This window comes from Sporosarcina sp. YIM B06819 (genome assembly GCF_033485175.1).
In the GTDB taxonomy this organism is placed as follows: Bacteria; Bacillota; Bacilli; order Bacillales_A; family Planococcaceae; genus Sporosarcina.
In genome coordinates, this window is record NZ_JAWLIQ010000012.1 from 86,768 (window position 1) to 111,932 (window position 25,165).

Annotated in this window: 25 protein-coding genes and 1 riboswitch; of the genes, 7 read left to right on the forward strand and 18 right to left on the reverse strand. The window is 41.0% G+C overall.

Annotated elements, in window-relative coordinates:
• Window positions 1–67 precede the first annotated feature (67 nt).
• Window positions 68–208: riboswitch (cobalamin riboswitch) on the forward strand.
• Window positions 209–387: 179 nt separating this feature from the next.
• Window positions 388–2,682, forward strand: a complete 2,295-nt coding sequence (metE, locus tag R2B72_RS09855) for a 5-methyltetrahydropteroyltriglutamate--homocysteine S-methyltransferase (RefSeq protein WP_318616333.1) — start codon at window positions 388–390, stop codon at window positions 2,680–2,682.
• A 198-nt stretch (window positions 2,683–2,880) separates the two neighbouring features.
• Here metE and R2B72_RS09860 read toward each other — a convergent pair whose 3' ends face one another.
• Both R2B72_RS09860 and R2B72_RS09865 read right to left on the reverse strand, forming a co-directional pair.
• Entirely contained in the window at window positions 2,881–4,326 is a 1,446-nt protein-coding gene (locus tag R2B72_RS09860; RefSeq protein ID WP_318616334.1) for a DEAD/DEAH box helicase, read from the reverse strand.
• Between the two features lie 117 nt (window positions 4,327–4,443).
• A complete protein-coding gene (locus R2B72_RS09865; RefSeq protein WP_318616335.1) occupies window positions 4,444–4,614 on the reverse strand; it encodes a hypothetical protein in 171 nt (56 codons plus the stop codon).
• 240 nt (window positions 4,615–4,854) lie between these two features.
• Between R2B72_RS09865 and pssA the strand changes: the two genes are divergently transcribed.
• From pssA to R2B72_RS09880, 3 genes are all read left to right on the forward strand, one after another.
• Entirely contained in the window at window positions 4,855–5,394 is a 540-nt protein-coding gene (gene pssA, locus R2B72_RS09870) for a CDP-diacylglycerol--serine O-phosphatidyltransferase (protein ID WP_318616336.1), read from the forward strand.
• 13 nt (window positions 5,395–5,407) lie between these two features.
• Entirely contained in the window at window positions 5,408–6,187 is a 780-nt protein-coding gene (locus R2B72_RS09875; RefSeq protein ID WP_318616337.1) for a phosphatidylserine decarboxylase, read from the forward strand.
• A gap of 461 nt (window positions 6,188–6,648) precedes the next feature.
• Complete coding sequence (locus R2B72_RS09880) at window positions 6,649–7,674, forward strand: multicopper oxidase domain-containing protein (RefSeq protein WP_318616338.1); 1,026 nt, start codon at window positions 6,649–6,651, stop codon at window positions 7,672–7,674.
• A gap of 313 nt (window positions 7,675–7,987) precedes the next feature.
• Here the strand turns inward: R2B72_RS09880 and R2B72_RS09885 are convergent, their stop codons facing one another.
• Window positions 7,988–8,305, reverse strand: coding sequence for a spore coat protein (locus tag R2B72_RS09885; RefSeq protein ID WP_318616339.1), 318 nt, complete (start codon window positions 8,303–8,305; stop codon window positions 7,988–7,990).
• Window positions 8,302–8,901 (reverse strand): hypothetical protein, encoded by a 600-nt coding sequence (locus tag R2B72_RS09890; RefSeq protein WP_318616340.1) that lies wholly within the window; start codon window positions 8,899–8,901, stop codon window positions 8,302–8,304. Before R2B72_RS09890 ends, R2B72_RS09885 begins: the two co-directional genes overlap by 4 nt.
• Before the next feature lie 198 nt (window positions 8,902–9,099).
• Here R2B72_RS09890 and R2B72_RS09895 point away from each other — a divergent pair, with 198 nt between their 5' ends.
• Window positions 9,100–9,609, forward strand: coding sequence for a ferritin (locus tag R2B72_RS09895; RefSeq protein ID WP_318616341.1), 510 nt, complete (start codon window positions 9,100–9,102; stop codon window positions 9,607–9,609).
• 39 nt (window positions 9,610–9,648) lie between these two features.
• Here R2B72_RS09895 and R2B72_RS09900 read toward each other — a convergent pair whose 3' ends face one another.
• The 12 genes from R2B72_RS09900 to argC form a co-directional block, all read right to left on the reverse strand.
• Window positions 9,649–10,176 (reverse strand): 5' nucleotidase, NT5C type, encoded by a 528-nt coding sequence (locus R2B72_RS09900; protein ID WP_318616342.1) that lies wholly within the window; start codon window positions 10,174–10,176, stop codon window positions 9,649–9,651.
• Between the two features lie 64 nt (window positions 10,177–10,240).
• On the reverse strand, window positions 10,241–10,738 hold the full coding sequence (locus R2B72_RS09905) for a GNAT family N-acetyltransferase (protein ID WP_318616343.1): 498 nt from the start codon (window positions 10,736–10,738) through the stop codon (window positions 10,241–10,243).
• Between the two features lie 76 nt (window positions 10,739–10,814).
• Window positions 10,815–11,441, reverse strand: a complete 627-nt coding sequence (locus R2B72_RS09910; RefSeq protein WP_318616344.1) for a class I SAM-dependent methyltransferase — start codon at window positions 11,439–11,441, stop codon at window positions 10,815–10,817.
• 158 nt (window positions 11,442–11,599) lie between these two features.
• Window positions 11,600–12,526 (reverse strand): aldo/keto reductase, encoded by a 927-nt coding sequence (locus tag R2B72_RS09915; RefSeq protein ID WP_318616345.1) that lies wholly within the window; start codon window positions 12,524–12,526, stop codon window positions 11,600–11,602.
• Window positions 12,527–12,795: 269 nt separating this feature from the next.
• Window positions 12,796–12,924 (reverse strand): hypothetical protein, encoded by a 129-nt coding sequence (locus tag R2B72_RS09920; protein ID WP_318616346.1) that lies wholly within the window; start codon window positions 12,922–12,924, stop codon window positions 12,796–12,798.
• Window positions 12,917–13,228 (reverse strand): hypothetical protein, encoded by a 312-nt coding sequence (locus R2B72_RS09925; protein WP_318616347.1) that lies wholly within the window; start codon window positions 13,226–13,228, stop codon window positions 12,917–12,919. The genes R2B72_RS09920 and R2B72_RS09925 overlap by 8 nt, the downstream gene beginning before the upstream one ends.
• Window positions 13,229–13,335: 107 nt before the next feature.
• On the reverse strand, window positions 13,336–14,376 hold the full coding sequence (locus tag R2B72_RS09930) for a C40 family peptidase (protein WP_318616348.1): 1,041 nt from the start codon (window positions 14,374–14,376) through the stop codon (window positions 13,336–13,338).
• Window positions 14,377–14,591: 215 nt separating this feature from the next.
• Window positions 14,592–15,527: a stalk domain-containing protein gene (locus R2B72_RS09935; RefSeq protein ID WP_318616349.1), complete on the reverse strand. Its 936-nt coding sequence runs from the start codon at window positions 15,525–15,527 to the stop codon at window positions 14,592–14,594.
• A gap of 214 nt (window positions 15,528–15,741) precedes the next feature.
• Window positions 15,742–16,893, reverse strand: coding sequence for an acetylornithine transaminase (locus tag R2B72_RS09940; RefSeq protein ID WP_318616350.1), 1,152 nt, complete (start codon window positions 16,891–16,893; stop codon window positions 15,742–15,744).
• On the reverse strand, window positions 16,890–17,669 hold the full coding sequence (argB, locus tag R2B72_RS09945) for an acetylglutamate kinase (protein ID WP_318616351.1): 780 nt from the start codon (window positions 17,667–17,669) through the stop codon (window positions 16,890–16,892). The genes R2B72_RS09940 and argB overlap by 4 nt, the downstream gene beginning before the upstream one ends.
• Window positions 17,632–18,858 carry a bifunctional ornithine acetyltransferase/N-acetylglutamate synthase gene (argJ, locus tag R2B72_RS09950; RefSeq protein WP_318616352.1) on the reverse strand — a complete coding sequence of 409 codons (1,227 nt, stop codon included), beginning with the start codon at window positions 18,856–18,858 and terminating at the stop codon, window positions 17,632–17,634. Before argJ ends, argB begins: the two co-directional genes overlap by 38 nt.
• Before the next feature lie 22 nt (window positions 18,859–18,880).
• On the reverse strand, window positions 18,881–19,915 hold the full coding sequence (gene argC, locus R2B72_RS09955) for an N-acetyl-gamma-glutamyl-phosphate reductase (protein ID WP_318616353.1): 1,035 nt from the start codon (window positions 19,913–19,915) through the stop codon (window positions 18,881–18,883).
• 218 nt (window positions 19,916–20,133) lie between these two features.
• On the opposite strand from argC, the gene fabI reads away from it, so the two are divergent.
• Window positions 20,134–20,910: an enoyl-ACP reductase FabI gene (gene fabI, locus R2B72_RS09960; protein WP_318616354.1), complete on the forward strand. Its 777-nt coding sequence runs from the start codon at window positions 20,134–20,136 to the stop codon at window positions 20,908–20,910.
• A 124-nt stretch (window positions 20,911–21,034) separates the two neighbouring features.
• On the opposite strand, the gene argH is transcribed toward fabI, so the two are convergent.
• Window positions 21,035–22,363 (reverse strand): argininosuccinate lyase, encoded by a 1,329-nt coding sequence (gene argH, locus R2B72_RS09965; protein WP_318616355.1) that lies wholly within the window; start codon window positions 22,361–22,363, stop codon window positions 21,035–21,037.
• The gene (locus tag R2B72_RS09970) at window positions 22,364–23,878 is read right to left on the reverse strand and encodes a Na+/H+ antiporter NhaC family protein (protein WP_318616356.1); all 1,515 of its coding nucleotides are present in this window, start codon (window positions 23,876–23,878) and stop codon (window positions 22,364–22,366) included. It abuts the gene before it with no gap.
• A gap of 373 nt (window positions 23,879–24,251) precedes the next feature.
• On the opposite strand from R2B72_RS09970, the gene R2B72_RS09975 reads away from it, so the two are divergent.
• Window positions 24,252–25,148 (forward strand): cation diffusion facilitator family transporter, encoded by an 897-nt coding sequence (locus R2B72_RS09975; protein WP_318616357.1) that lies wholly within the window; start codon window positions 24,252–24,254, stop codon window positions 25,146–25,148.
• Window positions 25,149–25,165 lie beyond the last annotated feature (17 nt).

Below are 25,165 nucleotides of genomic sequence, written 5' to 3' on the forward strand. Positions count from 1 at the left end.
ACTTCGAAATGTTCTGTTTGACAGAATAATAAATACATGATAGTTTTGAACACATCGATAATTAAATAGTAAAGCAATAGAAATAGGTGGTCTGAGAGTTTGTCAGATCTTAAAAGTGAAGCCGGTGAAACGATAATCCGGCGCGGTCCCGCCACTGTAACAGCAATATTGCTGAAGCCAGATAACTGCCTATTTTTGTACCGCTCTACCCTACGGTCGATAGGGAGTGTTAGGATGACAACGCAAATGATTTGTATGCTTTCGCATGCAAGTACGATCCGTTTCAACGGAATCAGCTACGTAAACATTTCTAACCCTCGTTAGAAGTGTTTTTTTTATTACCTAAAAAACACTTCTTCACTTCATAAAAAGAGGAGACGAATCATTATGTCAATTGTCAGCAGTACGATCGGCTACCCGTATATCGGGGGCAACAGAGAATGGAAAAAAGCGCTTGAAGCCTTTTGGGCTGGAACATTAGAGGAAAGTCTATTCCTCGAGGAAATTGAAAAACTTCGTCTCGAGCGCCTCCAAAAACAGAAAGTTGCGGGAATTGACCTGATTCCTGTCGGTGATTTCACTTTATACGACAGGATGCTCGATACAGCTGTGATGTTTGGCATGATTCCTGAACGCTTTAACTGGTCTGGTGGCGATGTATCACTCGAAACATATTTCTCGATTGCACGCGGTAATGACCAAGCAGTTGCGTCAGAAATGACCAAATGGTTCAATACGAACTACCATTACATCGTTCCTGAATATAGCCAGAAAAAACTAGTATTAACAGAGAACAAGCCCCTCAATGCCTATCTGGAAGCGAAAGAAAAGTTAGGCATTGATGGCAAGCCTGTTTTAATCGGACCATATACGTTTTTAAAACGTTCAAAAGGCTATGACAAAAAAGATATTCCTGCGTTCATTTTGCAATTAATTCCTTTATACAGTCAGATTTTGAATGAATTAGCAGATGCCGGAGCACAGTGGATTCAACTTGAAGAACCTATTCTATCAACGTCATTGACAAAAGAAGACATCCAAACTGTTACTGAAATTTACAAACAATTAAGCGTGGAAGCGTCCAATGCCAATATTTTATTACAAACGTATTTTGACTCAGTTGAGCACTATGAAGAAGTTGTTAACCTGCCTGTTGCCGGGATTGGTCTTGATTTTGCACAAGGTGCAGAGAAGAATCTTGAACAATTGCAATCACATGGGTTCCCAGCGGATAAAGTGCTTGCTGCTGGTTTAATTGATGGACGCAACATCTGGCGTGCAGACTTGCAAGAAAAAGCTACTTTGCTCGATACATTGACACAGATTGTGCCAGTGGATCGCATTTGGGTACAACCTTCCAGCAGTCTGTTGCATGTTCCGGTTACCGTGCAATCAGAGGTGCAACTGGACGCAACGATTAAAGCCGCACTTGCTTTTGCAGATGAAAAGCTTGTGGAAGTCACAACGCTAGTAAAAGGCGTACGAGAAGGGAATCATACTATCGATGACGCAGTAGTAGCAAGTGTAACAGCACGTCAAAATCTAGCGGACTTACCAGCAAGAAATCACCCTGATTTGCTAGAAGCCGTGCAAAACATTGGAGAACAAGACAGCAAGCGAAAATCGCCATTCAAAGAACGTCGTGATAAGCAGCAAGAAACATTTAATTTGCCACTATTGCCAACTACGACAATCGGTAGTTTCCCACAAACTCCCGAAGTTCGTCGTGCACGGACTAAATGGCGTAAAGGCGAGTCAACGGATGCACAATACCAAGACTTCGTTCGCGATGAAATTAAACAATGGATTGCTATTCAAGAGGAAATTGGACTAGATGTCTTCGTTCATGGTGAATTCGAACGAACAGATATGGTGGAATATTTCGGAGAGAAATTAGGCGGTTTTGTTTTCACTGAAAAAGCTTGGGTTGTTTCCTACGGCTCACGCTGTGTCAAACCACCAGTCATTTTCGGAGATGTGACATTCATCAATCCAATGACAGTTGAAGAATCAGTCTATGCCCAATCCTTAACGGACAAACCGATGAAAGGCATGCTGACAGGCCCAGTCACCATTTTGAACTGGTCATTTGTGCGCGACGATATTTCACGCAAAGAAGTTACCTATCAAATTGCACTCGCGTTGCGTAAAGAAGTTGAAGCACTGGAGGCTGCTGGCATCCACATCATCCAAGTCGACGAACCTGCCCTTCGCGAAGGCTTGCCACTCAAAAAGTCGGACTGGAACTACTACCTTGAATGGGCCATCAATGCATTCAGACTCGCGACAGCTTCCGTACAGGATACAACGCAAATTCATACGCATATGTGCTACTGTGAATTCAACGACTTCATCGACTCCATCAGCGGACTCGATGCAGACGTCATCTCTATCGAAACATCACGAAGTCACGGCGATCTCGTCTCTGCCTTCAATGACTTCTCATACGACAAAGGCATTGGCCTCGGCGTCTATGATATCCATAGCCCACGAGTACCTGAAGTCCAAGAAATGGTCGACGTCATCGAGCAAGGCTTAGGAGTACTCGAACCAAGTCAATTTTGGATTAACCCAGACTGCGGCTTGAAAACAAGAAAGCATGAAGAAACAATAGCGGCATTGAAAAACATGGTCCTTGCTACGAATAAAATGCGAGAGCGCTATGCTGTTTTGCAGAAATAATTGGTGAAAATGCGGGAGATTTTGTGGACTCGCCCGTAAATCATGCAAACTCACTTCTATTTTCATAAACTCACACTAGAAAAGCCAGCCTCCCCCCATTTCAAAACCTGAAATGGAAGGAAGGCTGGCTTTTCCCTTTATCTTCATTCAGCAGAAGCCCCCCGCTGAATGAAGATAAAGCCTCGGCGTAATTGATTATCATTTATTCGCTTTATGCACCTTCAATAACTTACCCTTTACAGTCGTCGTCCGCATTGCATCCAAAACGAGCTTGCCCTTACCATTTAAAATATCAATATACGTCTCCGTATCCTGGATTTTAATAATACCGATATCCTCGCCCGTCACACCTGGAATATTAGTAATGGTACCGACAAAGTCAAATGCCCGTAACTTCTTCTTCTTACCACCATTGAAATACAGCTTCATAATATCTTTACTTACAAGTTCACTTTTATCCTTTTTCAACTTAGGCAGTTGCTCCATTTTTTCAATGAATGCATCCTTTGCGGCTTCAACAGCTTGCTTAGATGGCGCATTTCGTTGTGGAATCTCAAAACCGATATAAGCTTCGATGTCTGCTAAGAATTTATCTTCATGAGGTGTAACAAAGGAAATTGCCTTCCCTCTTTTACCCGCACGCCCCGTTCGCCCAACTCGGTGAACGTAACTTTCATTTTCCAAAGGAATATCATAGTTAATAACATGCGTAATACTGTCAATATCAATTCCGCGTGCAGCAACATCCGTCGCTACTAAATAACGGAACTCTCCTCGCTTGAAGGCATCCATCACCGCAAAGCGATCCTCCTGCATCATACCGCCATGCAATTTATCACATGTGTAAAAGAATTTCTCAAGCTGTTCTGTAACTCCATCTACTTGATCTTTCGTTCGGCAAAAAATAATACAGCTATCTGGATTTTCAACAACTGTCACATCGCGCAACATATCAAACTTCTGCTGCTCTCTGACAATAATTAGCGAATGGTCAATTTGGTCCGTTAACGTAACCGTTGACGCAATCTCAATATTTTCGGGATTGTCCATATATTTACTACTCAATGTTGCTATCTTTTCCGGAAGCGTCGCAGAAAATAGCATCGTCGTTCTTTTTTTCGGCAATTGGTTAATAATCGCTTCAACTTGGTCGATAAAGCCCATATTCAGCATTTCATCTGCTTCATCTAACACAAGATAATCGATTTTCTCCAGCACCAGCGTCCCACGCTCAATATGATCCAATACACGCCCTGGCGTTCCCACAACAACGTGGCATTTCTGCTTCAACTCTTCCTTCTGATAAGCAAAAGGCTGCTTACCATAGACAGCAGCCGCTTTGACCCGCTTGAAACGACCAATATTCGTAATATCTTCCTTAACCTGATCCGCCAATTCACGTGTTGGCGTTAAAATAAGCGCCTGTGGCTTATTTTCATCCCAATTGACCATCTCACAAATTGGAATACCAAACGCCGCCGTCTTCCCACTCCCCGTCTGCGATTTCACGACCAAATCAGTACGGTCTAACGCAGCAGGAAGCACTTTCTCCTGTACCTCTGTTGGAGATGAATACCCGAGCCCGTCTAGCGCTCGTATAATTTCACTACTTAATCGATAATTTTGAAATGACATCCTCATCAACCTCACATTCTTCGTACATTATCCCATGAACAGGTTATATACGAAAGTATAGAGATTATTATGGTTTTTCACAAAGATAAGCTGCTGTCCGAAGACTGCAGCTTATCTTTAAAAATCTTATTTATACGTCCGTTCCGATTCACTTTTTTGTCGGTCATTCGGAGTCATCGGTTCATATTTCGGATTCAAATTCCCAATTTCTTCTAACTCAAGGGATATTTCTTCTTTCATCTTGCCTGTTTTTTTCCGTAAAGCTGCCGTGCTAATTTTATCATTTTTTTTATTCATCACAAAACCTCCCTTACTAACATTGTAGTTCTCCGTTAGTATGGTTCAGTCATTTCACTTTCATCCCAAAAGTTAGGGTTCAATTTTTAACTTACTCAAGAATACAATAAAATGAAACAAAAATTAGTGCGATTCACCTTACAGGGCAATCTTTTCTAGCCAAGTCGTGGTATTATTAAATCCTCGGGTAGTTCGGGTAAAAGCTATGAAAAATAAAATTATACAGTTAGGAGGGAGTTCATGTTTTCATTGGGACACTTTGATAATACAAAAATGAAGATTAAAGCACAGTTAGCGAATGCCATTACTTTAGTTAATCTCAGTTTTGGGGTTCTCGCCATTATTCTTGTTATAAAAGACTTAGCCCATATGAGTTTAGTATTTATTTTCCTTGCAGCTTTATTTGATCGTTTTGATGGAATGGTCGCAAGACGTTTCGATGCAGAATCTCTTTTTGGCAAAGAGCTCGATTCTTTGTGTGACCTCGTGTCATTTGGCGTTGCGCCTGCGTTATTAATCTACGAAATGGCGTTAGGTACGGAGATTTGGGCTGGCATCATTGTAACGGTTATCTATATATTGGCTGGTGCAGTTCGTCTTGCCCGCTACAATTCTACTGAATTTGATGGAGCCTTTTGCGGTCTGCCAATTACAGCAGCAGGCGTTTTGATGACACTCAGCTTTTTCCTTATTCCTTATATGCAGCCTCTATTCTTTATCATACTAATGGTTGTTCTATCGGCATTAATGGTCAGCAATATTCGTATTACAAAAGTCTAAGGCAGGGATCATTTTGAAAAAAACACTCTTTAAATACTTTGTCGAACTAACAGGCAATCCAGTAGCATCTAGCCTATTAAAATCAGTGACGACTTCCCGATGGAGTCGCCCACTGATCCAGCCTTTTGCTAACACCTATCGCATCAATGAAGCAGAAATGGAACACCCGATTCGTCATTATGACAGTTTACAAGCCCTGTTTACGCGCCAATTAAAAGAAGGCAGTCGGCAAATTGACACTTCACCCAATGCGATGATTTCGCCCGTCGATGGTGTGCTAAGTGGCGTAGGTAAAATAAATACAGATCAAACTTTTCTCATTAAAAATCATCAGTTTGGACTAAATGAAATCATGGGCACTGAAAAAAAAGCAGCTACTTATAAAGATGGCTACTACTATATTTTTTACTTGTCTCCAAGCCATTATCACCATTTCCATTATCCAATCGATGGAGAAATCGTGTCACGCTATGCACTTGGAGGTGTGTCATATCCCGTGAATAATTTGGGATTGCGCCTTGGACAGAGCCCATTCTCGACAAATCATCGGTTAATTTCAGAAGTGTCAACAGCTTTTGGCAACGTGGCCATTGTTAAAGTTGGTGCGTTAAATGTTAACAGCATTCAGCTTTATAACGCATCGAAGGAATGTGTCAAAGGACAAGATTTTGGCTATTTCAGCTTCGGCTCTACTGTTATTCTTTTCATTGAGAATCATCCAAACTTCACACCAACAGTAGGCTTAAATACGGAAGTGAAGATGGGGCAAACGGTTGGGGAATGGGTGCAATAATAAAAATGAGCGCATGAAACAGTCAATGTTTCATGCGCTCATTTATTATGTACTCGTCTATACCTTTCATTCACCGAATTCTAAGATATGCTCTCCGCTCTGCATACTCAGAACATGGCATACAAAGTTTTACCTTTTTCTCCTCTGGATTTCTGAATAAACGATATGGGCCTGCTTTCCGTTTAGACATCGAGCATTTTGAACTAAAAACACTAAACAGAGATATCCCCTCTATAAAAATGACTTATCTAGAGATACTGTCATTTCCTTCTTACTTTTCGAATAATTTGTGACAATCAGCTTAATTCACGAATCGTTCATCATTTCCCCTAGTAACGAGCTTTAAGTATGAACAATTTTTGACAAGCAAAATAGTGTGATTAAAATCACACTTCAGGTTGTAGCCCCCACCTATGATATAGGTATCAGATAGAATCTGGTAAAAATATCAAGGAGGGTTTATGATGAGAAAAGGCACGGCGCTAGGCGCAACAATGTTATCTGTATCACTGATATTGGGGGCTTGCGGATCGACTGCAGCAGTCACAGATGTGGGAAAAGTGAAAGTGGAATCGGTAAGTTCTACGGCAGATGTTAAGGTATATGCTCCTCACGAAGGGTTAAATCAACCACCCGTTCCTGTTGAATTTGAACGTGTTGGAGAGCATGAAGTCAATATTAAAATGACTTCGCAAATTACAGATATTGAAATCGCAAAAGGAAAAATGTATAAGGCGTGGACATTTAACGGAGAAGCACCAGGACCACTCCTTGTTGTCAACGAAGGTGATCTCGTCAACTTTACACTGGACAACATTGACCCTGCTGTTCCGCATAGTATGGATTTCCATTCAATGCATGTAGCACCAAATGTAGGTTTTGCAGATGTTATGCCAAATGAAGAAGGTACATTTACTTATCCTGCCAACAGACCTGGCGTTTTCATGTACCATTGTGCGACTGCCCCCGTTTTGGAACATATCGCGAACGGAATGCACGGAGTAATCATCGTCAAACCAAAAAATGGCTATCCGACTGACAATGAAGTCGACCGGGAATTTGTGATTGTACAAAATGAATGGTACAAAGAAAATGATTTGGATGATATGACAAACGGCGTACCAAGCCAAGTCGTCTTCTCAACAAAAGCATTAAACGAAGGTGACCTCAATACAAATGGCGATACATTCACTTTGAAAGACCAGCCACTTGTTGCAAAAGTTGGAGAAAAAGTTCGAATTTATATAAATAACGTGGGACCTAACGAAGTAAGCTCCTTCCACGTGATCGGGACAATTCTAGACGATGTATATATTGATGGGAATCCAGCCAACCATATGAAAGGACTACAAACAGTTATGCTTCCCGCAAGTGGTGGAGCTGTCGTTGAATTCATAGTCACAGAAGCTGGGGATTATCCATTCGTTACACACCAGTTTAATCACGCTACAAAAGGCGCAGTTGGAGTTATTAAAGTAATCCCTTAATGATACCTGCAAGTATCATTCGCGAATAGTTTAACCTGTAAACACCTACTCGTGAAGGAGTGGGTGTTTTTGTGTAACGAATAGGTAAATGGAAGCCCCCTATCAATTGGATAAAGAAACCCAATTGAATATTTATAATTATAACATAAGACTATTCCATTTACGATTAATCAAAACGCTATATTCATAAAGAATTAGCACTTGATTCAGTAGATATCCCCTATAACAATTGAATAAGAAATTCAATCGAACATTCCTAGTTGTAGCACAAGGCAATTTCATATAAGATTAATCAAATTGCTATATCTGTATACTATTTCAATTGTTTCTCAGCATCTCGAAACTCCTTTTCAAGCGCTTTAACTTCCTCACTTGGAGCTGGTGTTAGCGAAAGCCAGCCGTGCTGGAATTGTAAGTCTACTAATTTTCGGTGCTGTTGAGCTGCATCTTTTAGCATCTCGAAAATGAGCTTATATAATTTTTCATGGCTTGCCCCAAGCATAGCGGTTGTATAGCTATTGCAAAAATTCCTTTCTGTTGCAATAGCAGCGCGTAAAATTTCATTATCGTTAAATGTTTGTTTTTCGGGTGGTGGTGTCTGTGGGTTTTCAATTTTATTGGAAAAAGTCATTTGCCGGCTCCTCCATTTTCATTCAAGAAACTCAACAGGTCATTATAATGCTGTAAATGTATTTTGCCCGCTTCTTTAAATTGCACTTTTAAATCGGGTAGTTGGCAATCTTTAGTGGCTTGCCGATACTGTTTCACAGCCAGTAAATTTGCACTGAGCAGTTCTTGCAGATAGCCAATATCCAGCGTAGACACCATCTCTGGTGCTGTGAAGTAAGTAGGCAACTGCTTTTGCTGCCCTTGTGGTTGTTCTTGAGATTGTTCTTGCTGCCCTTGTGGTTGTTCTTGAGATTGTTCTTGCCGCCCTTGTGGTTGTTCTTGAGTTTGTTCTTGCCGCCCTTGTGGTTGTTCTTGCGATTGTTCTTGCCGCCCTTGTGGTTGTTCTTGTTGTAATTCGGGTTGTGCAGATTCCTGTTGTTGCAGTTGTTGTTTTGACTGTTGCGCCTCAGGCTGTGTTGATTCCTGTTGTTTTGGTTGTTGCGGCTGCCATGCTTCCTGTAACTGTTGTTGATGCAGTTGTATTTGCAGTTCTAATTGTCGAAGTTGTAGTTGCAGTTGTTGTAATTGTTGGCCTTGAATCGATTGTGCTGGATCCACCCTTCTCAGCTCCTTTCATAGGATTCATATTTAGTATGAATCCTATGGAAGGAAATATACAGAGCTCGTACTGATTATTTATTTTTCGAATTGGCTACTGTCAAACCAACTTGGACTTAATCAAATTAAGTGATTATTCCCGACAAATCATTTATAATAAAAGTAGGTTTTACAACATGAAATGGAGGAATTAGGCTTATGATCAGTCAACGATTAGCAGATGCACTCAACCGACAGCTGAACAACGAATTCGATGCCGCTCATTCCTATATGGCAATGGCTGCTTATTGTGAACATAATAATTACAGTGGCTTTGCCAATTATTATCTCCAACAGGCAGAAGAAGAGCGTTTTCACGCTATGAAAATTTACAATTATTTAAATGACCGTGGGATTCAAGCTAAATTCGCCGCTACATCCCAACCTAAAATCCATTTCAGTTCCATTTTAGATACATTTGAATCTGGCTTGCTGCAAGAAAAATCAGTAACAAAAAATTTCTACGATCTAACTGATCTTGCCTGGGAAGAAAAAGAACATGCAACGATTTCGTTTTTGAGATGGTTCTTGGACGAACAAGTTGAAGAAGAATCGTCCTTTGACACACATATCGAGTATTTAAAACGCATTGGTGAAGATAAAAATGCGCTATACATCTACGAAAAAGAATTAGGTCAACGCCAATTTTCTCCTGAAGCTAGCGAATAAGATATGCAAAAAACCACCCAAATCGACGGGTGGTTTTCTTTATACTTTCAGAAAATATCGTGCAACCTCTTGCCAATTATTGAGACGAGTGTAGCCACTTATATCGCGATTATGCGGTGCTGTAAACAGTATACCTTGTCCTGTAAATGTGTCTAAACAACTCGGCGTATCATCTATTAAATAATCTGCATGAATAATACTTTTATCTCCGCAAAAAACAAAATTCTTGTCATTCAAAAAGCTAAAGTGCTGCTTTAACCATTGATATTTTGGAGCTAAAGATGCTGGAAATTCCATTGCCGCCGTGACAATATAAATATCATAGTGAGCACTTAACTTTTGGATAACTTCTTGACTGTCTCTAATCACTTGTAAATCCAGAAAAAATGATTCATTTGCCAAATACTGATCTACCTTGTCTGCAAATCTAGCGTCTAGCTCTACTAATAATTTTCCTTGTAGATCTTCTGTTGTATAATCTGTGTTAAATTCTTCATTAAATAACTCCAAACAGTTCGCGCTGAAATGCGTGATGACTTCATCCATATCAATTGCAATTCTTTCCATTCTAACTTTCACCTTTTTCTTTTCTTCAAAAAAATAATTACACCCCTTAATGCTACAATACCGATTATCCAATGAGCTTTGCCATATAGTATTCGTTTTCATATTGTCCATTTACGAATAAGGAGTCTTTTTTAATACCTTCAATTTCAAAACCATTTTTCTGATATAGAGCAATCCCTGCTGAATTGCTTTCCATCACAGTCAGTTCCAAACGGTGAAGTTGATGGTCTTTTGCCCAAGCATTGAGTTGTTTAAATAATTGGCTCCCTATTCCCTGACCTCGATGTTCGGCAGAAATACCTATCACAAGATAAGCGGAATGTTTTGCCCTATTTGCATTTCCTGCTACAACGATTAAATATCCAACTAATTCTCCCTGCTGCTCTGCTACCAAAATGGTTGATGCATCTTGACCAAATGATTCAATCCTTTTGCGGAATTGTTCCCCAGATATTTTTCTTTCACCCGCTTCAAACAACATGAAATCTGAAGTCTTTTCTACTTTCACAATGAGTTGCGCCAAGTTATCCGAATCGCTTGGTGTTATTTCTCTTATTTTCATCAAACCATCCTCCAGTAGCATTGTATTTTAATTGACATAAAAAAAATGAGTTGCCAAAACAACTCATTTTTCCTATTTATCGCGTGATGACGAACACGCCACCACAATGGGATAGCGGATAAAATTCACATCTACACTCATCTTTTATTGCTGCAGTCATTTCATCAGCAACAAAATAGAATTCATCGTCATCCCAATAAGCTCGACTTGCATCTCTACATATGTGAAGCGCTTCACGTGTTTGAAAAGCGATGTCACCGATGAATATTTTTCCACCCTCTGAAAGTAGTGGTAGTAAGTTTTTTATAAAAGTTAGTTTACCTTCATCTGTTAAATGATGTAAAGTATATGTGCTAATAATGGCATCATATTGATTGGACACGATGTTTTCCGGTAAACCGTTTGAAATATCCCACTCTAGTAAATTCGCCATCGGCATTTTAGTCTGCGCAATCGCAATCATTTTCGCCGAAAAATCTAAACCATCCACTTGGTGACCATTATCATATAATTTACTTGCTAAAACAGCTGTCCCAAACCCTATATCCAAAACCGTTGATTGCTTCTTTTGCATAACCTCATTGAAAATGGTATTTATTATTTTCTTGTAGCCAGCAAACGGATATAAATCATTATTTTCGCTAACCTGCACCGTTTGATCATAATCATTAGCCCATAAATCGAATCCTTGCTTACTTAACATAAAAATGCTCCCCCTATTATTCGGACGAGCTAACGAACATTTCGATTAGTCGCCGATTGTTTCTCCAAAGACATTGCGACGAATAGTAAAAGTAATTTTTTTCATAACAAACTCCACCTTTCATAGTTGTTTAAATATTACCATAATTAAGTCGGAAATCAAGGGACGATATTCCCCGCTGCTTTATAAATGTCATACCATTCTTTTCGTGTTAGTTTAATTTCTGCGCCTGCACAAGCATCTTTTAGGCGCTGTGGATTTGTTGTTCCTAATACCACTTGAATGTTAGCCGGATGACGAGTAATCCAAGCCGTAGCAATTGCCGTATTTGTTACATGATAAAGAGCAGCAAGGTCATCAATCACTTTATTCAACTCTGCAAACTTTTCTAAATCACCAAGAAACGGACCTTCAAAGAAACCGTTTTGGAATGGCGACCAAGCTTGAAGCTGAATATCATGCAAACGGCAATATTCGAGCACACTGCTATCGCGATTGATGGCTTGGTCAATATTCATGTTCAATGAAATACCCGCGTCAATGATCGGCGTGTGTGCAATGCTAAGCTGGACCTGGTTGACGACTAATTTATGCGGTGTATATTTTTGCAACAACTCAATCTGTGCAGGATTATGATTGGATACCCCAAAATACTTTACTTTCCCGCTACTGTGCAAGACCTCAAATGCTTCCGCAACCTCTTCAGGCTCCATTAATGGATCAGGACGATGTAGTAATAGCAAGTCCAAATAATCTGTTTGTAAACGCTTTAAGATACCATCCACCGAATCGAGGATATGCTCTTTGGAAAAATCGAAGTAGTTTTCTTTACCTTTAATACCACATTTACTTTGTATAATCATTTTATCACGGATGCTCGAATTCATTTGGATAGCTTCAGCAAATAACTCTTCACTTCGGCCTTGACCATAAATATCTGCATGATCAAAGAAGTTAATCCCCTCATCAAGCGCTGTGCGAATTAGCTGTTCAATTTCTACTAAGGATAGTTGTGGCAAGCGCATATTGCCCATAATGATATTCGAAACATTTAAATCCGTATGTTTAATTTGGTTATATTTCATGAAAAAGTCCCCCTTAAATTGTCTTAGACACTATTAGAATACCTTATATTGGGGATAAAAGGTCAATCAAACTATTCGAATGGCAAAAATATTAATAATAACCTTATTTGGAGTGATTCACATGACCTCCTTTGCGTTACTTAGGGCATTCATCTGAGGAAATTTACGGTGGCTGATTTACTCCGTATCAAGCACGGCAAGTCCCAGCGAAATATAGCTGCCTTCCAAACTTAATGCAGCAGAGAGTTTGGACTCCCTGCTGCATTACGTTAGTTAATATCTTCTACCTCCTCCAAATTTCCAAGTTTTGTTGAACCGAAAACGAGTAGTAATAGGAACACGATTAAGATAACTGTATTAAGAAATTTTACGCCATCAAAATTAGTCATGTCACTCACGTCCATTCCCCCTGTCTTTATTCATTCGCTTTGCAAAGCCCTCAATAATTTCATCTATCGTCATATCGCCATTCTTCGCAAGAAAGTCAGTCATTTCATCTACTTTTTGACCGTTCATTTTCTTAAATTCGCCTAACAAGGACACGGCAATCACAGGCCTATCCCTATATAATTGGACAGAATCTACTTTTAATTTACCAAGCAGAAGAAGGGATGCGGCAACAATTTCAATATCCTTTCCCTTCAAGAGATCATTTAGCGTGTATGTTGATTTCTTATTGCGATTAGAGTTATTGGAATACACGCATAAACACATCCTTTTTGGGCTGATGAATTGCCATTGCCTTATTATATGTATCAAAAAGGGGCTAGGTGCATTCCATCTGGAGTTTGCGCCTGCCCCTGTTTTGTTCATTGTAAATAGCGTCTTGCCCCAGCGTAGTTTGTTTTGTAAATACCGATATCAACCGGAATAACTTCTACCTTTCTACTGGAATTGGGAGCGTGGAGCATTTTACCATCCCCGATATACATACCCACGTGATAGACTTTTCCTTTACCTTTATTGTGCGCGAAAAATAGTAAATCGCCCGGCTGCCTATTTTTCTTCGTAACAGGCGTTCCCTTCGTCGCCTGGACAGAGGAATCACGCGGGATTAGAATACCATGGTTTTTATAAACCGAGTGCATGATGCCGGAGCAATCGAAGCCAAATCCAGATGTACCTGCCCATAAATATGGAAGGCCGATAAACTTCATTGCATTATCGACAATATCATGTTGCGCGGGTTTTGGTATCGCTTCGTAATTTTCAAATATTTTAGCATCCCGTTGCCGTAAATATTTCACGCCATTGGATGGCGTTTGGACTTGCAGCCAATCTTTGTCTTGTTGAATGACAGGCAAAATCGTTGTATAGCTAATGTCCATAAAGTGATATTTATCCGATAACTTTGGCGCATTATAAAGCTTGGCAATCGGTGCATCAACAACGGCAATCCGGCAATCTTTAGAAGTTGAATAGACTTCCTTTATATGTAATTTCGGAACCCACCCCTGATAACCAGATGGATTGTTTGGAACGTATTGGTCTTTGACAGCCACCTGATGCCAATCACCGCTACTTTTTAAAACGGAAACTTCCTGACCGTACAATGCTTGCGTATCTATTTTGCCAATCAGCCATTCCTTTTGGTTGATACTCATGCTTGTCGCCCACTTTTTAAGATCCGTCGGGCTCGTAAGCGATGGTTTGTCGGCTGGGCGACTCACATTCGGCTGCTTCCACAATGTCGTCACTTGGACGTTGACGATATGCATTGCAGACTTGTTCGGCTTGTAGCAGGTTTTCGCTTGAGAATTATCTGGGATTAATGGTGTGGCTGATGCACTACCGATTGTCGTTAATACGACGATTATCGCTAAGAAACTTGCTAACAAACTTTTAGTCATGCCGACTCTCCTTTGCTATTCAATTATTCTATTTACTTTATCGAAAAATGTAGGTTATGTATAGCTGTATTTTGTCTTGCTGATGGATGTTTCTATTATTTGTGGGCGGCTCTCTTTGCGCGCGGGGAATTTATATCCATAATAAAAAGCTTGAAACGTCTACCCTATTTCAAGGCAGTCCCATCGTTTCAAGCTTTAATCACGCTTTTCGGTTGTTAGTTTTGGATCAATAGCTCAAAGAAATCTTCTGAAACGTACGTTTTCATGCCCTTGAGCTCAGGTGCTACTTCAAATTGACGAAGACTTTTGTTATAGCCATACATTTTTTCACCTCGTGTAATCGTGAATGAACTGTTCTGTAGGCTAACGAGTGCACCATTGACTTTTGGTTGAGATAGAACATTGTAACCAAGATGCTCAGCTACTTTACGAAGTGGAATCATTTTGACACCATTTTTCATGTAGTGATCGTTAGCAATAATTTGTTCCACACCAGTACCTTCAGGTGCTACTTCTTCTGTTGCATTATCCAAAGCAATTACTTTAGTCGGTGGTGTTTGTGGTGGTAGACTCATTGTTGTAATTGAGTAAAAGACCAGCAATTCTTTGCCTTGTAAATCTTTCATTTCAATCGCTTTACCTTGCTGATTGAATAATGGTGTTTCTTCACCAATGTTTAATTTTAATTCCCCATCAAGGCTAAGGAAATCTTTATCGAATTGACTGATTTTCACTGTACCAAAATCTTTTTCATCTTTTACAATGACAATTTCAGGCGTCACTGTTGTTGGATAAATCAAGATCATTGGTTTGTTTTTATCATAGTAAGCTTCGACACTTGCACCCTTTTTTAAGTCTGCTAGTTTCAACTGATTCGTTGTTGTACTGTTAAATAGCAGGGAATCATCATTGATGCGTAAAATCGTAATCATTTTATCTTCGTTTTCAATCGTTACACGAATACCGTCAGTTTCTTTTTCAATTTCTTGAATAACACCCGTTGCTTTCATATAATTCGTTGTGTTTTGTAGTTGTTCTTGCTCCTTGTCATTGGAAATTGACGTAATCCCTTCCTGTGCAAGTGCTGAATAACCACCCAACGTGCTACCTGCTAATAGTGCTGCTAATGCGATTGTGCTGATTTTCTTCATGTATTTTCTCTCCTCGCTTTTCGTTACTAATGGATTTGACGGGACATGGAGGAAGAAGTTACACTTTTTTTGAGTTTTATTTTATTTTGTCGGATTGAACGGATTTTTGACACAAACAAACAGACCTACCACAAGTGGCAGATCCGTTTGTTGTAACCTTCAGACAGAGGTCAATTGAATAACGTTTCACTGAACGCCTTAATTCAAATACTAGTTAAGAGACCGCCGATTTTTCTGGTAGCAGGATTGAAGCCAAAATGTCTACGGCTTTGTCGATTTCTTCGGTTGTTACGGTTAATGGTGGAAGCAAGCGAATGACGTGTGTGCCTGCTTGAACGAGCAACAAGCCGGCAGCTTCCGCCTGTTGAATGAACGGCACAACCTCATCTTGGCACGCAATCCCAAGCAATAAACCTTCTCCGCGAATGACAAACTGTTCTTGTGGCAACGTAGCTTGTAATTTATCCAGTAAATAGTCCGATTTATGCTTCACTTGTTGCAGGAATTCCTCTTCAAAAACGATATCGATAACCGCTTGCGCTACTGCTACTGCTAGTGGATTGCCACCGAACGTTGTACCATGGGTACCAGGTCCAAATGACTCAGCAAGCACTTTCGTTCCAAGCATGGCGCCAATTGGGAAACCGCCGCCAAGCCCTTTCGCAAGAGTAATGATGTCTGGTTGAAGATTTGTCTGCTCATAAGCATAACGCGTCCCCGTTCGGCTAATGCCCGTCTGCACTTCATCGATAATCAATAAAATACCTTTTTCCTGACAAATATCCGTTATCGCTTGTGCGACATCTGGATTGAGTTGGTTCACGCCGCCCTCCCCTTGAATAACCTCTAGCATAATTGCTGCTACATCATCATCAATAGCGGCTTCGAGTTGCTGTTTATCATTGTATGGAATGGTGCGGAACGTTTCCAATAATGGACCGAACCCTTGACGAACTTTATCTTGCCCTGTTGCGGACATGGCACCAAATGTCCGTCCATGAAATGAATTATCAAATGTAATAATGACATTTTTCTGTGTGTGTTTTCGAGCTAATTTAATAGCTGCTTCATTCGCTTCAGCACCACTGTTACAAAAGAAAGCATGACCAAACGGTGTATCTTTTATAAGTGCCATTGCTAATTGCTCTTGCCCGGGGCTGGCAAATAAATTTGACATATGCCATAGCTTTTCACTTTGTTGGTTGAGGGCTCCGACGATAGCAGGGTGTGCATGACCAAGACTAACTACCGCGATGCCACTTGTGAAATCGAGATACTCTTTGCCTTGATCATCTGTGACAATCGTTCCCTGCCCTTTGACAATATGAACGGGACGTCGTGCATAGTTTTGAAATAATGAGCTCAAACGAAAACCCCCTCTGATTTAATAGCTGTTCCTTCTAATTGCTGACCAACGATTTGTACGGTAGGAATACCTGCACCTAAACTATCCAATGCAGCCTTCACTTTCGGCAACATGCCACCGTAAATTTCCCCCGTCTCAATCCATTGTGCAATCGCAAAAGGTGTCACAATTCGTTGGACTTGTTCTTGTATTTTAATACCCGGCGTGTCTGTCACTAGAAGAAGACTATCTGCTTGAATTGCAAGTGCAATCTTACTAGCGACGGTATCTGCATTAATATTTAAAGGGGCGCCCTCATCCGTTACTCCAATGCAGGAGATTACTGGGATAATTCCTGCTGCAAGAAACGTTTCAAGTAGTTCCGCACGGACATGCTCGATATGGCCAACCGAACCGTACAACTCTTCATCTAATAACGTACACGTTAGCAACTTGCCATCATAGCCACTGAGACCAATCGCCTCAATGCCGCCCTTATTTAATTGATGAACAAGGGCTGGGTTCACTTGACCTACCAATGTGGACTGCACGATATGTACAGCTTCCTCCGATGTCACACGAATGCCATTCACAACAGTCGAAGTCACACCGCGGTTAGCCAGTTGCTCATTGATGGCAAGCCCCCCACCATGGACAATGACCAAATCATTGCCCTGTTCTTGCAGCTGTTTACACTTGTTGAAAAAATGATCATCTAATCCTTCTAGCATACTTCCACCTAGTTTGATCACCATTCGTTTACGAACGATAGGTTGCATTGATTTGAACATAGTCATATGTTAAGTCACACCCCCATGCGATTGCTCGGCCATTGCCTTGATGTAATTCCACTGTAAATTTCACTTCCGGTTGTTTTAAATAAACGAGCAATTGCGTCTCTGAAAATGGAACAGGTTCGCTATTTTCAACGACCAGCGTTGTGCCGATTTTAATCGTGATTGTATTCGGGTCCAGCGTAACTCCGCTATAGCCGACCGCCGCGATAATACGCCCCCAGTTAGCATCACAGCCAAAGACTGCCGTTTTAACAAGTGGTGAACCGACTACTGATTTAGCAATCTTACGCGCTTCTTCATCGGTAATCGCACCCTTCACTTCCACTTCAATCAGCTTCGTTGCGCCTTCCCCGTCTTTAGCAATCATTTTCGCCAAGTCTTGAGAAACGGCCTGCAATGTTTTCACGAATAACGACCAATCCGGATGGGCAGGTGTCAATGAGTCATTTCCTGCCATACCATTCGCCATAACGACGACCATATCATTGGTAGATGTATCGCCATCGACTGTAATGGAATTAAATGTTTTGTCCGTCACTAGCGCCAAGGCTTCTTGCAAATGAAGAGATTCAATATTCGCATCCGTTGTGATAAACCCTAGCATTGTAGCCATATTCGGAGCAATCATTCCTGACCCTTTTGCAGTCCCAGCCATAATGATTTCTTTGCCATCAATCATCACACTATACGCTGTATTTTTTGTCACCGTATCCGTCGTCAATATCGCTTGCGAGAAAAGAATTGAGCCTTCCAACTCACTGATCGGTTGGATTTTGTGAATGCCTTTGACAATCGGTTCCATCTGCATAATTTGACCAATAACGCCCGTTGATGCGACACCAACCAATTCCGGTGCAATGCCTAGTTTTTCTGCCGTCGTTTGTTGCATGAGCAATGCATCCTTCATGCCTTGCTGTCCTGTACACGCATTGGCATTTCCAGAATTGACGATAATCGCTTGCATCTTCCCAACTTGATGGACAACTTCTTTTGTGACCAACAGTGGAGCCGCCTTTATCGCATTTGTCGTAAAAACTCCTGCGACACTCGCTGGCACTTCACTCACAAGCAATGCTAAATCATTCTTTTTACGTTTAATACCGCAATGCATACCAGCCGCTTTAAATCCGATAGGTGACACAATATTTTTACGCGAAATACGCTTCATCGTTGGATATGTCGTTGCCATTGTATTTCCCCCTTTTTTTTAATCAAATAAACGCCGGGACGAATGCTAAACCAGTTATTTCTTCAAAACCAAGCTGGACATTCATATTTTGAATGGCTTGCCCTGCCGCGCCTTTTACTAAATTGTCGATGACCGAAACGATAGTCGCACGGTTCGTCCGTGGATCTACTTTGACATGCAGATCACAATAATTGGAGCCGTATACTTGATTGGTGCCAAACTTAATTGTTTCTTGCAATACACGTACAAACGGATGGTTCTCATAAGTTTGTTGTAAACAATCAACAAGTTGTGCTTCTGTAACCCCTTCTTGGACGGGCGCATAACTTGTGGCTAAAATCCCCCGCGTCATTGGTACAAGATGCGTTGTAAAGGTAATTGGCGGTGCTTCATGTGCAAACAATCCAAATGCCTGTTCAATTTCAGGGATATGTTGATGTTGATGTATTTTATAAATCGCTGTATTTTCATTTGTTTCACTGAAATGTGTCATTTGACTTGGTTGATTGCCCGCTCCAGACACACCGCTTTTCGCGTCGATAATCAAACCGCTAACATCTATTAAATTGTTTTTGAGTAATGGCAGCAATGACAACAAGACAGCCGTTGGATAGCAGCCAGGATTGGCAATTAATTGCGCCTGCTGAATTGCATCGCGGTTCCATTCCGTTAACCCATAAACACTTTGCGCAACTGCCTCCTGTGGAGCAGCTTGCTTGTTATACCATTGTTCATATTGAGATACGTCTTTTAATCTAAAATCACCGGACAAGTCTATTAGTTTTGGCCCTTTACCGATTAACGGCGGCAGCAAGTGGCTCGCTACGCCTGCAGGTGCACTTGAAAAAACAACATCGAATTGTACTAGTTTTTCCTGCTCTATTTTCTGGAGCGGCCGATCTACTATATTCATAAGATGTGAATACTTATGCGAAAACACGGTACCTTCTTCCGAAGACGTGAATAATTCAATTTGTTCGATTTCGGGATGGTTATGCAATAGCCGGATGAGTTCAAGTCCGCCATACCCTGACGCGCCAATGATTCCTACTTTCATTACAATCACCTCTACTAACAAGTTAAGCTTATTATATGTATGCATATTTATAAAGTCAACTGCATTTTTATTTATTACAAAGATTTCAGTATTGTATGCGTTTTCACATTGAGACGCAATTGATAAATAGACATTCACAATTTCTTCACAAGTATGTTATAATTTGATTAGCATCTGGTACTATTAATAGGTATCAGCTATTTATGTAGGAGGTCGTTATGGACGATTTATTGAAATTAAAAGGTAAAAACATAGTTGTCATGGGTGTTGCGAATGAAAGAAGCATTGCGTGGGGAGTTGCAAAATCTCTATTTTCTGTCGGTGCAAATGTGATTTTCACATACCGCAAAGAACGTTCCCTAGTAAAGTTGGAAAAATTATTAAATGCAGATGGTTATGAAGCGATGATTGTGCAATGTGATGTCAATGAAGACGACAGTATCCATGAAGCATTTGCGAAAATCGGTGCAGGAGTTGGAACGATTCATGGCGTTGTGCATTCATTAGCATTTGCACACGCGGAAGATTTGAGAAATGACTTTGTTGAAACGACGAGAAGTGGTTATGCATTCGCACAAGATACAAGTGCATATTCATTAATTGCGACTGCAAAAGAGGCCCGTCCTTTCATGACAGACGGTGGATCTATCGTTACAATGAGTTACTTGGGCGCTGAGCGTGTACTAGACGGCTATAATGTGATGGGTGTTGCGAAGGCAGCATTGGAAGCTTCTGTGAAATACTTAGCCAACGACTTAGGGAAAGAAAATATTCGTGTCAATGCAATCTCAGCGGGTGCCATTCGGACATTGTCTGCGAAAGGTGTTCCTTCATTTAACACGATTTTGTCTCAAATCGAGGAAAAAGCACCTCTTAAACGCAATGTAACACAAGAAGAAGTGGCGGATATGACGCTTGCTGTGTTAAGCAATCTATCTCGTGGTGTCACTGGCGAAGTTATTTACGTCGACGCAGGCTATCATATTATGGGATAACTCAAACACCACAACTCAATCAGTTGTGGTGTTTGTCTGTTTACCGGCGACTCACCCATATCCCCAATCAAAAAAGCCGTTCCACCCGCCTAATTTATCGGCGTATGGGACGGCTTTCCTTCTATTATTGCGATACTCGCTTCATCAATTCCTTATTGCCTTTAGTAATAATATTTTCATAATCAATATACGCATAAATATCATCCGCAATTTGAGGGCTAAACTTCGCTAACTCTTCAATCGTTAAATCCTCGATGGCCTTCTTCTGCTCTTCGCAATAAATAATCAGTTTCCCAACAATTTCGTGCGCATCACGGAATGCTGTTCCTTTGCTGACCAAATAATCCGCGACTTCTGTTGCATTCAAAAAGCCTGCTTTAATAGCTGCCTTCATATTGTCAGCGTTAACCTGCAACGTATCAATCATTCTCGACATAATTTCAATACAATCCAACACCGTATCCAGCGCATCGAAAAACTGCTCTTTGTCTTCCTGCATATCTTTATTATACGTAAGCGGTAGACCTTTCAACGTTGTCAATAAAGAAAACAGTGAGCCATAGACGCGCCCCGTTTTTCCGCGAATCAATTCTGCCGCATCAGGATTTTTCTTTTGTGGCATAATGCTGCTTCCTGTTGAATAAGCATCTGCCATATTGATAAATTTGAATTCCTGGCTGCTCCACAAAATCAATTCTTCACTCAATCGACTCAAATGCATCATGACAATTGAGAAATCCGACATGAGTTCCAGTAAATAATCGCGGTCACTCACACCATCTAAGAAGTTGTCCACTGGTTTCGCAAAGCCCAATAATGCAGTCGTCACTTCACGGTCAATATGATGTGTCGTTCCCGCGAGTGCGCCACAGCCAAGCGGATTTTCATCTAAAATCTCAATGGCATTGCCCACACGCTTTTTATCTCGCTTGAACATTTGCGCATATGCACCCAAATGATGGCTAAACGTCACAACTTGTGCACGCTGTAAATGTGTATAGCCCGGCATAATGACATTATTCGCCGCGGCTTTAGCCTGCAAAGAATCAATTAGCATTTGCAAACTATCCATCACTTCTGCCGCTTTATTTTTCGAATACAAACGCATATCGACTGCGACTTGGTCATTTCGGCTACGTGCTGTATGTAGCTTTTTACCCGTTTCACCAATGCGCTCTGTCAAATGCATTTCCACGAATGAATGAATATCCTCGTAATTACCTTCAATTTTCAACGCCCCTGCCTCAATATCCTGCAGGATCGATTGGAGCCCACCTACGAGCAACTCGCCTTCCTCCGGCGTCAATAAATCGCAATGCACCAACATCGTGACATGCGCCAAGCTGCCCGCAATATCTTCCTGATACAATCGATGATCGACTGGTAAAGATGTATTAAATTGCTCCATAATTTCGTCTGCACGACTTGTAAAACGCCCGCCCCAAAGTTTCATTTAAACGGCAACTCCCTTTTTATTAGTTAGTTTCGATAATAGTAGCACGGCGACAACTAAAAGAACAATTGTCAAAACGAGCGTCCACGCACTGCCTGTAATGCCCGCCACGATAAAACCAATAAAGGCAATTGATGCATTAAGGAGCGCATAAGGAAATTGTGTTTTCACGTGATCAATATGGTCGGCACCCGCCCCAGTTGACGATAAAATTGTCGTATCCGAAATAGGTGAAGAATGATCCCCGAAGATTCCTCCTGAAAGAACTGCTCCTATACAAACCAATAAATGGGCATCAAGTGCAACAGCCATCGGTATTGCAATGGGTAGCATAATTGCGAATGTTCCCCAAGAAGTCCCTGACGCGATCGACATTCCTGCCCCGACAAGGAATAGAATGGCCGGAATGATAAATGCAGGTACATTCCCTTGCATCGCTTCGACAATAAAGCTTGCAGTTCCCATCTCGTTAATTACTTTACCTAATGACCAAGCTAAAACAAGCGTTACCGCGACATAGACCATCTTTTGCATACCCAATGTATAAATTGCAAAAATCTCATTAAACTTTTTCACTTTGTACACAAGCATTAAAATTACAATGGTCACTGCAGCAAATAAGTAGGCAGTCGATAAAGCAACCCTGAAATCATTACCCGGTACCGGCTTGAACGGGAAACCAAACGAAATCAACAGCCCAAATAATGTAATGAACAATACTAATAACGGCAGTAAAATTAAACTGGCATTGCTTCTAGTTGTCAAATCAGCATCTTCATCCGCTTTACGAAGCGGCGTTGAGGAAGGCCAATAAAGAGCACCTGTCTCCTGTATCCTTCTTTCCGCCTTTGCCATAGGGCCAAAATCCAATTTTGTTATGGCCACAAGCGGCACCATCGTCACTGCTAAAATCGCATAAAACTGAAACGGAATAACTTGTACTAACGTACTAAATTCCGATGTCGTAATACTCAACAAATCAAATTCATTTTTAATTAGCCCCATAATATAAACGCCCCATCCAATGAACGGAATTAATACCGCTACCGGGGATGAAGTGGAGTCGATAATCCAAGCAAGCTTTTCCCTTGAGATTTTCGCCTTATCGAAAATCTTTTCAAAGACAGGACCTACAATTAAAGGAGTACCTAGATCAGAGAAAAAGATAAGGATGCCTCCGAACCAAGCCGACAGTTGCGCCTTTGCACGCGTGTTGATGAATTTTGTTGCATTAGCCGCGAGAGCCGCCCCACCTCCGGATTTCTCCATCAGCGCAACAAATCCTCCTATGAAAAATAGTAAAACCAAGACAGCTGCATTATAGCTATCCGCTACTTGTGGAAACAAATAATTTCCGATTGTTTCCATCGTCGCCTCAAGAGGACGACCGCCAACCAATATTAATACCCCAATATATGTACCCGAAAACAGTGAAATAATGACGTTCTTCGTTACAACCGCTAAGATAACTGCAAGTATCGGCGGTAATAAGGAAACAATACCCATATGTTCCATTTAGATCCTCTCCCATTCACTAATTTGATAATTATAAATTATATTTTATTATTATGCGCTTTGCAAGCACTAAAAATGCGTAAAGTATGGTTAAATTTAGTAGAAAGTAGCTTGCACTAATCTTTCCGAAATGTTTATTTATTCATAAATATGTATGAAAGTCGCTCGTTTTTCTTCCGAAAACACCTTGAATCCTTTAGAAGTTGCTACCTGCAAATGCCAGTGGTATACTTACAAAACGTCTTAATTGAGCGAGTGATGAATATGATTGCAATGAACCTAACATATATTTTTGAACAGCCAAAACTCTTGACAGGATTCTGTCAAGGGTTTTTGTTTCCCCTAGGCAACATATTAAAGGAGGGTGTTTTAGTTGAAAAAAGACGATTATTCTAACGCTTCCATCATTGCAGTCTGGATCAGTTTAATCAGCAACATCCTGTTAACCATTATTAAACTGGTCGTTGGGGCTCTCTTTAACAGCCCGGTTCTACTAGCAGATGGTTTTCACAATGCCGGCGACGTCATTGCGAGCGGGGCAGCTTTGACCTCGATGCGCATTTCGAAGCGTCCTGCTGATGAAGATCATCCGTATGGACATGGGAAAGCAGAAGTCATTAGCTCTGCCATTGTGGCGCTTATTTTAGGGTTAGCTGCCGTTTATATTGCCTACGAAGCAGTTTCAGCATTGTTTGAAGAACCAGCAAAAGCAAGCTTATTGGCCTTACTCACTGCTTTCATTTCCCTTGTATGGAAACAAGCCTTATATATCTATACGATTCGACTCGGGAAATTGACGAATAGTAAAGGGCTCATCGCGACGGCATACGATCATCTTGCGGATGTCTATGCCTCACTCGCAGCTGTTTTAGGGATTGGACTTGCGCTCGTCGGGGATGTATACGACCTTCACTACCTCTCATATGGTGATCCTGTTGCAGGGATTATCGTATCCGTTTTAGTTATCAAATTAGCTTATGAGATGGGCAAAGAAGCCATGGATGTACTGATGGAGAAAAATATTAGCCAACAAAGATTAGATGAGTTTGCTGCATTAATCCATACCATTCCCGAAGTCAAACGTATTGACCGACTACGTGCCCGTGAACACGGACACTATATCCTCGTCGATTTGCGTATTGGCGTTCCCGCTGAATTAACCATCCAACAAGGACATGATGTGTCACGGACGATTCGAGATACCATTATGAAACATCATAAAGATGTGGATGAGGTATTGATTCACTTAAATCCTTGGTACAATGAATAAAAAAAGCGTAAGTGCGA